The sequence below is a fragment of the Ruegeria sp. AD11(2025) genome (assembly GCF_056542405.1).
In genome coordinates this window covers 94,006-101,693 of record NZ_JBQFZU010000016.1, presented here as the reverse complement: position 1 = coordinate 101,693, position 7,688 = coordinate 94,006, and the positions used below count along the sequence as shown (strand labels likewise).

Annotated in this window: 9 protein-coding genes; 6 read left to right on the top strand and 3 right to left on the bottom strand. The window is 59.6% G+C overall.

Features of this window, described 5'->3' with window-relative positions:
* The 3 genes from ACR1XY_RS15925 to parC all read right to left on the bottom strand — a co-directional run.
* Positions 1-91 (bottom strand): GTP-binding protein (locus tag ACR1XY_RS15925; RefSeq protein ID WP_036223564.1); only part of this gene is annotated, 91 nt, incomplete at its 3' end.
* Between the two features lie 113 nt (positions 92-204).
* Positions 205-798 (bottom strand): hypothetical protein, encoded by a 594-nt coding sequence (locus ACR1XY_RS15920; protein ID WP_480594591.1) that lies wholly within the window; start codon positions 796-798, stop codon positions 205-207.
* A gap of 96 nt (positions 799-894) precedes the next feature.
* Positions 895-3,243 (bottom strand): DNA topoisomerase IV subunit A, encoded by a 2,349-nt coding sequence (gene parC / locus ACR1XY_RS15915; RefSeq protein ID WP_480594590.1) that lies wholly within the window; start codon positions 3,241-3,243, stop codon positions 895-897.
* A 200-nt stretch (positions 3,244-3,443) separates the two neighbouring features.
* Between parC and ACR1XY_RS15910 the strand changes: the two genes are divergently transcribed.
* From ACR1XY_RS15910 to ACR1XY_RS15885, 6 genes are all read left to right on the top strand, one after another.
* Complete coding sequence (locus ACR1XY_RS15910; RefSeq protein ID WP_480594589.1) at positions 3,444-4,052, top strand: SH3 domain-containing protein; 609 nt, start codon at positions 3,444-3,446, stop codon at positions 4,050-4,052.
* Positions 4,053-4,121: 69 nt separating this feature from the next.
* Positions 4,122-4,949 (top strand): SDR family NAD(P)-dependent oxidoreductase, encoded by an 828-nt coding sequence (locus tag ACR1XY_RS15905; RefSeq protein WP_480594588.1) that lies wholly within the window; start codon positions 4,122-4,124, stop codon positions 4,947-4,949.
* Between the two features lie 80 nt (positions 4,950-5,029).
* Positions 5,030-5,233 (top strand): twin transmembrane helix small protein, encoded by a 204-nt coding sequence (locus ACR1XY_RS15900; protein WP_170333664.1) that lies wholly within the window; start codon positions 5,030-5,032, stop codon positions 5,231-5,233.
* Entirely contained in the window at positions 5,234-5,806 is a 573-nt protein-coding gene (locus tag ACR1XY_RS15895) for a cob(I)yrinic acid a,c-diamide adenosyltransferase (protein WP_480594587.1), read from the top strand.
* A gap of 162 nt (positions 5,807-5,968) precedes the next feature.
* Positions 5,969-6,727 (top strand): electron transfer flavoprotein subunit beta/FixA family protein, encoded by a 759-nt coding sequence (locus ACR1XY_RS15890; RefSeq protein ID WP_480594586.1) that lies wholly within the window; start codon positions 5,969-5,971, stop codon positions 6,725-6,727.
* The gene (locus ACR1XY_RS15885; protein WP_480594585.1) at positions 6,727-7,656 is read left to right on the top strand and encodes an electron transfer flavoprotein subunit alpha/FixB family protein; all 930 of its coding nucleotides are present in this window, start codon (positions 6,727-6,729) and stop codon (positions 7,654-7,656) included. The genes ACR1XY_RS15890 and ACR1XY_RS15885 overlap by 1 nt, the downstream gene beginning before the upstream one ends.
* Positions 7,657-7,688: the final 32 nt, after the last annotated feature.

Below are 7,688 nucleotides of genomic sequence, written 5' to 3'. Positions count from 1 at the left end.
CTGCGGTCAGCGTGGTCTTGCCGTGGTCAACGTGGCCAATCGTGCCGATGTTGACGTGCGGCTTATTACGCTCAAACTTTTCCTTTGCCATTCCTCAGGCGCCCTTTTGCGATTTGGGGGACCCTTGGTCCCGTGGTTACATCTGCGCGCGCGAGATATTTGGTTCAAAGGGGAAAATCAAGCACATCCTGCGTGAAAAGCAGGTTAAGACGCCGGATTTTGCGTCACCACGTCGGATTCGAGCGGTTGGATCAGGTCCGGACGCCGGTCGAACCAGCCGTTCTCTTCATGTTCCTCGGCCAACCACTCTTCAACCCGGTCAGCGACTTTAAGAGCCAGACCGCTCATTTGTTCCTCTTTGGTGCGCTCGTGACCCGATCCCTTCAGGGCGCTGCCGCCCGTTGTGTCTTCCAGCACCTGGAACTGCTTCCCCTTGGCCAGGAATTCTTTCTTGTTCACGTCATAGACGTTGACCAGAACAATCGCCGTGCTTTTGGGGTTATAAATCACCGGGATGCCCGGTGGCGCCAGCATATACCCTTCGAGGCTGATTCCGACATCGTATTCCTGAGCGCCCGCGTAACGGCCCAATCGAATATCGACGGCTTTCTGAATGGCCTCGGTCCATTCATCCGGTGTGGCATCGCGCGACACCGGACCCTGAACCGCCTTATCAGCAAACGCATAGTTCACGCGCAGCTTGAACTCGCCCAACGACTCAGGTTCTTCGTAAACCTGCGTTTGCGTACAAGCGCCCATCAGGGCCAGTCCGGTGATCAAGGTCAGAATGCGCAACATGTCTCGTCTCGATAGGCTTGTTTTCTTTGATCTAGCGCACCGATGCGGCCTGTGCCAAGCCATATCGGCGGAATTCTACCTGACGCCCGCGCGCGTTCACGAAAACTTATAGTCGCGCGGGAAGCCGTAGGGCGGTTTTTTCCCAACGCTGGCACGCTTGGCCAGCCACTGGGTCATATCGGCCTCGTGGCGCGTTTTGTCACCACCCATGGACCATTTCAGGCCCTCTTCCCAATTGAAGGTGGTGATGTCGGACAACCCGCCATCCAGTTCCAGTGTCCCCTGCCGTCCGCGTGCCATATTGTATTTCTGCAAACGCACGCCCTTGCCGCGAGTCATCTCGGGTAGTTCTTCGGTCGGGAACACAAGGAACTTGCCGTTCTGGGATACTACGGCCACGTGGTTGCCCGCGACCGGCTTACAGATCATCGCGGTCTCGTCGCCCTTGACGTTCAGCACCTGCTTGCCGTTGCGGGTCTGCGCCAGCACGTCATCCTCGGGCACCATGAAGCCGTTACCCGCGTCCGAGGCCACCAGCAGCTTGCGCCCCGGCTTGTGGATTAGGATGTCGATGATCTGTGCCTCGTTCGGCAGGTCGACCATCAGGCGCAGCGGTTCGCCCATGCCCCGCCCACCGGGCAAGTTCGCCGCGCTGATCGTGTAGAACCGTCCGTTCGAGGCAAACACCAGCAACCGGTCCGTCGTTTCCGCGTGGAAGATGAAACGCGGCCCATCCCCGTCCTTGAACTTGAGTTCACGCTTCAGGTCGATATGGCCGGTCATTCCGCGAATCCAGCCCATTTGAGAGCAGACGACCGTGATCGGTTCGCGGTCGATCATCGCCTCAAGCGGCACTTCTTCGACCTGCCCAGCCTCGGCAAACTGCGTGCGGCGCGCGCCGCCTTCGTAATCTTTGCCAAAGGTCTTCTTGGTCTCTTTCAGTTGCTCGGCGATCTTGGCCCATTGCAGGGCGGGATCGGCCAACAGGTCTTCGAGGTTGGCACGCTCTTCCATCAGCGCATCACGTTCGCGGACCAGTTCCATCTCTTCCAGACGACGCAGGCTGCGCAGACGCATGTTGAGGATGGCGTCGACCTGAACCTCGGACAGCTCGCCCTCGCCCGGCTTGGGTGAGATATAATCGGACTCATCGGTCGCGCGGACATGGGTCATGCCCCAATCCTCGCGCATCAGCGCGGCTTTGGGGTCGTCGTCATAGCGGATGATGTCGATTACGCGGTCGAGGTTCAGGAAGGCGACGATAAAGCCCTCCAACACCTCCAACCGGTGGTCGATCTTGCCCAGACGGTGACGCGAACGGCGGATCAGCACCTCTTGCCGGTGATCAAGGAAAGCGCGCAGCACCTCTTTCATCGAGCAGACCTTGGGCGTCACGCCGTCGATCAGCACGTTCATGTTCAGGCTGAACCGCACCTCAAGGTCCGAGTTGCGATAGAGCATGCCCATCAGCACCTCGGGGTCCACGTTCTTGGAGCGCGGCTCGAGGATCAGGCGGATATCATCGGCGGATTCGTCGCGGACATCGGCGAGGATCGGGACTTTCTTGGTCTGGATAAGTTCAGCGATCTTTTCGATCAGCTTGGATTTTTGAACCTGATAGGGAATCTCGGTGACCACGATCTGCCATTGACCACGGCCAAGATCTTCGACCTCGAATTTACAACGCAGGCGGAAAGACCCACGTCCGGTGCGATAGGCCTGCGCGATGTTCTCGGGCGGTTCAACGATCACGCCACCGGTCGGAAAGTCCGGACCTGGCACGTAGTTCAGCAGAGTGTCGTCGCGCGCGTCGGGCGTCTTGATCAGGTGCAGACAGGCGTCGCACAGCTCAGAAATATTGTGTGGCGGGATATTCGTCGCCATGCCCACCGCAATACCGCTGGCCCCATTGGCAAGCAGGTTGGGGAACTGCGCAGGCAGAACCACAGGTTCGGTCAGGGTGCCATCGTAGTTATCACGGAAATCAACAGCATCTTCGTTCAGACCTTCAAGCAGCGCCTCGGCCACAATGGTCATCCGCGCCTCGGTGTATCGCGAAGCCGCCGGGTTGTCGCCGTCGATATTGCCAAAGTTCCCCTGTCCGTCGACCAGCGGATAGCGGACATTGAAATCCTGCGCCAGACGCGCCATCGCATCGTAGATCGCGGCGTCGCCATGTGGGTGATAATTGCCCATCACGTCGCCAGAAATCTTCGCAGACTTCCTGAAACCTCCGGTTGCACTGAGTCGCAGCTCGCGCATCGCGTAGAGGATTCGCCTGTGCACAGGCTTCAAACCATCCCGTGCATCCGGCAGTGCCCGGTGCATGATGGTGCTGAGCGCATAGGTCAGATAGCGTTCACCGATCGCGCGGCGCAGCGGTTCAGCTATCTCTCCCCCATTGCCGGGGGCCTTCATGTTGGGGTCATCGATCGTATCGTTCATATATGATGTGATACGCCGCAAGAGCGTCTTGGTAAAGCAAGCAGCACATATTTTGCTGGGGACAAGTGGCGCTTTTTGCAACAAGGGGAGCCAACCCCCGGATTTCCCCCGTTTTTCGACTCAGGGTAGAATCTATGATACCCTGAACGAATTGGACTGCTGACTATTTGTTGTTTCTTACGATTGCCGGGGGATGCGCCATGACGCGCCTGATTGTTATGACTTTCGCCGCACTTGGATGGTGCTTTTATGTAATGAGTGGTGGACCGGAGTTCGAACCGCGCGGCGTGCGTGCCGAACAACCCGTTCGCATCGCCTCAGTGCCGAGCCCATCTGTAGCTCCTGCCAGGGCCGAAGAGCTTGTGACCAATGTCACGGCCCGCATTCCAACCGTGCGTATTCAGTCGGAACCGGCGGTGGAGGAAGTGGTCGAGTTCGTGGCGGATGACGCCACCCTCGAATCTTTCTCGCCCCTGTCGGTGTTCGAGGATCAGAGCGCCAACATCACGCTGGCCTCGCTTGAGGACGGCGTGGTCGGTCTGACACAGATCACCGACGAGGCGCAAGTAGACGTGGCGGCAACACCTGCCCTTCCCGAACCGGAGAAGGACATGCGCGAAATCTCGGGCACCCGGGTGAACATGCGCGACGGGCCGGGTACGATCTATCCGATCATTGGCAAGGCCACCATCGGCCAGCAGGTCGAGGTGCTGAGCGAATCCGGCACCGGCTGGCTGCGTCTGCGCGTGTTGCCGCAGCAACAGGTCGGATGGGTTTCTGCCTCGCTGGTGCGAAAAACCTCGAACTGACGTCGTGCTGACATTGTCCTGACCCGAACCTCGCAATAGCTTAAGCACAGGTTCAAAGTCAGGAAGATCATGCAAAAGACCATTCTTATCACCGGTTGCTCCTCGGGCATTGGCCTGGACGCGGCCCATGGGATGCGTGCGCGCGGGTGGCGGGTGTTTGCGTCCTGCCGCCAGCAGCGCGATTGCGACCGTCTGAGGGCGCAGGGATTCGAAAGCCCACAGATTGATTACACCGACGCAAACAGCATCACCTCGGGACTGGCTGAGGTTCTGGAGGCCACCGGCGGCACGCTGGACGCACTGTTCAACAACGGCGCGCATGGCTTGCCCGGTGCGGTCGAGGACCTGCCGACAGATGGTCTGCGCGCCATTTTCGAATCCAACTTCTTTGGCTGGCACGAGCTGACCCGGCAGGTGATTCCATTCATGCGGGCGCAGGGGCATGGGCGAATCGTTCAGAACTCTTCGGTGCTGGGTCTGGTGGCTTTTCCGTGGCGCGGGGCCTATGTGGCGACGAAATACGCGATCGAAGGTCTGACGGACACGCTGCGCCTGGAACTGGCCGACACCGACATCAAGATCATTTTGATCGAACCCGGCCCGATCACCTCGAAAATCCGCGAAAACTCGATCCCGTTTTTCGAACGGTTCATCAACTGGCAGAACTCGGCCCTGCGGGACCGGTACGAGGCATCCCTGTTGAAAAGACTGTACGAATCTTCGGGGCCAGACCGGTTCGAGCTGCCGGCCTCGGCGGTCACTGACAAACTGGCTCATGCAGTCGGATCGAAACGCCCCCGGGCGCGGTACTATGTGACAACGCCCACCTATATCGCCGGATATCTGCGTCGCATCCTGCCCACCCGCACCATCGACCGCATCCTCTCGGACGTATGAGGCAAAATTAAGCGTTCGCTTTTCGGCCCTGTGGGTCTAGATGATAGACCAACGAAACAAGAAACGCGGACGGTGCACCCATGGACCTTTTGATGGTCATTTTGCTGTTGGCCATGGCGGCAGTGGTCGTCGTGCTGGCGATTGGCATCTCAAACTTCGGTAAAAGCGGCAAAAGCGCAGCTATGAAAAGTAACAGGATGATGCAACTGCGCATCCTGTTTCAGTTCATTGCCGTGGTGCTGATCGTGCTCTACGTCTGGCTGCGTGGACAAGGAGCACAGTAAATGGTCGTTCTGAACAAGATTTACACCCGCACCGGCGATGACGGGAAGACGGCGCTTGGCAATGGTGAACGGGTTGCCAAATACTCGGGCCGCGTAGCCGCCTATGGCACCGTGGACGAGTTGAACGCCTTTGTCGGCGTGGCCCGCACCGAGGCCGAAGGCGAGGTCAACGCCGCCCTGTCGCGTATTCAGAACGACCTGTTCGATCTGGGTGCCGATTTCTGTCGCCCCGACATGGAAAAGGACGCCGAGGCCGACTATCCACCTTTGCGTGTTATTGCCTCTCAGATCGACCGGCTTGAGGCTGAAATCGACGTCATGAACGAATCACTGGAACCGCTGCGCAGCTTCATCCTGCCCGGTGGATCGCGGCTGGCGGCGCAGCTGCATGTGTGCCGGACCGTGTCACGCCGGGCCGAACGGCTGGCGGTGGAACTGACCAACATGGAGCCGGTGAACGAGGTCGCGGTGAAATACCTCAACCGCCTGAGCGACTGGTTCTTCGTGGCCGCGCGCTGCGCCAATGAAAACGGCAAGCAGGACGTGCTGTGGGTTCCGGGCGCAAACCGCTAAGTTTCGGGCCGCAACGTCAAAAAACACGAAACGCGACGTCCCAAGCCCATGACGTGACGATTTTGCTCTGTTGCGCGGCGAATTCAGACGTTATTCAAACGTCCGAGAGCATTGGTGGAGTCGCAACGCGGCTTACCGTTATTTGTGAGGAGCAAGCGCAAAATGAAGGTACTCGTGCCTGTCAAACGCGTGATTGACTATAATGTGAAGGTTCGCGTGAAAGCGGACGGGAGCGGTGTCGATCTCGCCAATGTCAAAATGTCGATGAACCCGTTCGACGAGATCGCGGTGGAAGAAGCGATCCGCCTGAAAGAAGCGGGCAAAGCTGACGAAGTTGTTGCCGTTTCGATCGGCGTCAAGCAGGCGCAGGAAACACTGCGCACCGCGCTGGCCATGGGCGCTGACCGTGCAATCCTGGTTGTTGCGGCTGATGACGTACATCAGGACATTGAGCCTCTGGCCGTTGCCAAGATCCTGGCCAAAGTGGTCGAGGAAGAGCAGCCGGGCATCGTTCTGGCGGGCAAGCAGGCGATCGACAATGACATGAACGCCACCGGCCAGATGCTGTCGGCCCTGCTGGGCTGGAGCCAGGGCACTTTTGCCTCGGAACTGGACATTGAAGGCGACAGCGCCAAGATCACCCGCGAGGTGGACGGCGGTCTGCAGACCATCAGCGTCAAAATGCCGACAATCGTCACCGTTGACCTGCGCCTGAACGAGCCGCGCTATGCGTCGCTGCCCAACATCATGAAGGCGAAGAAAAAGCCGCTGGATGAGAAAACCGCCGCCGATTACGGCGTCGACGTCACGCCGCGTTTGGAGATCGTCAAAACCGAAGAGCCGCCGGCACGCGCCGCAGGCATCATCGTGGGCTCGGTCGACGAACTGGTCGGGAAACTCAAAGAAGCGGGGGCTGTGTAATGGCTGTTCTTCTTCTCGCCGAAGTAAACAATGGTGAGCTGTCGCTGGACGCCACCGCCAAGGCCGTCAATGCCGCAAAGGCACTGGGCGACGTGACCGTTTTGGCCGCAGGTGGTTCTGCCGCCGCTGCCGGTGAGGCCGCCGCCAAGATCGACGGTGTGTCAAAGGTTCTGGTTGCCGAAGACGCTTCGCTGGGCCACCGCCTGGCGGAATCGACCGCGGCGTTGATCGTCTCGCTGGCCGATGGCTACGAACACATCGTCGCCCCCGCCACCACCGACGCCAAGAACGTGATGCCGCGCGTGGCCGCGCTGCTGGACGTGATGGTGATCTCGGATGCGTCCGGCGTGGTCGACGGCTCGACCTTCGAGCGTCCGATTTATGCGGGCAACGCGATCCAGACGGTGAAATCGAACGACGCCAAGAAGGTTGTCACCCTGCGGACCGCCAGCTTTGACGCGGCGGGCGAAGGCGGTTCGGCCCCGGTTGAGACTATCTCGGTTCCGGGCTCCGAAGGCCTGTCGTCCTGGGTCGAGGACAAGGTCGCCGAAAGCGATCGTCCGGAGTTGACCTCGGCTGGCGTTGTGGTCTCGGGCGGCCGCGGCGTTGGCTCGGAAGAGGACTTCAAACTGATCGAAACCCTGGCCGACAAGCTGGGCGCTGCGGTTGGCGCGTCGCGTGCCGCTGTTGACTCGGGCTATGCCCCGAACGACTGGCAGGTGGGTCAGACCGGCAAGGTGGTTGCCCCAGACCTCTATGTCGCCGTCGGCATCTCGGGCGCGATCCAGCACCTGGCGGGTATGAAGGACTCGAAGGTCATCGTTGCGATCAACAAGGACGAAGAAGCACCTATCTTCCAGGTCGCCGACTTCGGCTTGGTCGCAGACCTGTTCCAGGCTGTGCCGGAACTCACCGAGAAGCTCGGCTGAGCAAAGGACTGGAGTTTTCACGAAAAGTCTTG

What these genes read in the sequence shown, in the direction of transcription:
- ACR1XY_RS15900 (WP_170333664.1), top strand. Translation starts at nt 5,030, where the DNA reads ATGGACCTTTTGATGGTCATTTTGCTGTTGGCCATGGCGGCAGTGGTC.
- ACR1XY_RS15920 (WP_480594591.1), bottom strand. Translation starts at nt 798, where the DNA reads ATGTTGCGCATTCTGACCTTGATCACCGGACTGGCCCTGATGGGCGCT.
- ACR1XY_RS15895 (WP_480594587.1), top strand. Translation starts at nt 5,234, where the DNA reads ATGGTCGTTCTGAACAAGATTTACACCCGCACCGGCGATGACGGGAAG.
- ACR1XY_RS15890 (WP_480594586.1), top strand. Translation starts at nt 5,969, where the DNA reads ATGAAGGTACTCGTGCCTGTCAAACGCGTGATTGACTATAATGTGAAG.
- parC (WP_480594590.1), bottom strand. Translation starts at nt 3,243, where the DNA reads ATGAACGATACGATCGATGACCCCAACATGAAGGCCCCCGGCAATGGG.
- ACR1XY_RS15905 (WP_480594588.1), top strand. Translation starts at nt 4,122, where the DNA reads ATGCAAAAGACCATTCTTATCACCGGTTGCTCCTCGGGCATTGGCCTG.
- ACR1XY_RS15910 (WP_480594589.1), top strand. Translation starts at nt 3,444, where the DNA reads ATGACGCGCCTGATTGTTATGACTTTCGCCGCACTTGGATGGTGCTTT.
- ACR1XY_RS15885 (WP_480594585.1), top strand. Translation starts at nt 6,727, where the DNA reads ATGGCTGTTCTTCTTCTCGCCGAAGTAAACAATGGTGAGCTGTCGCTG.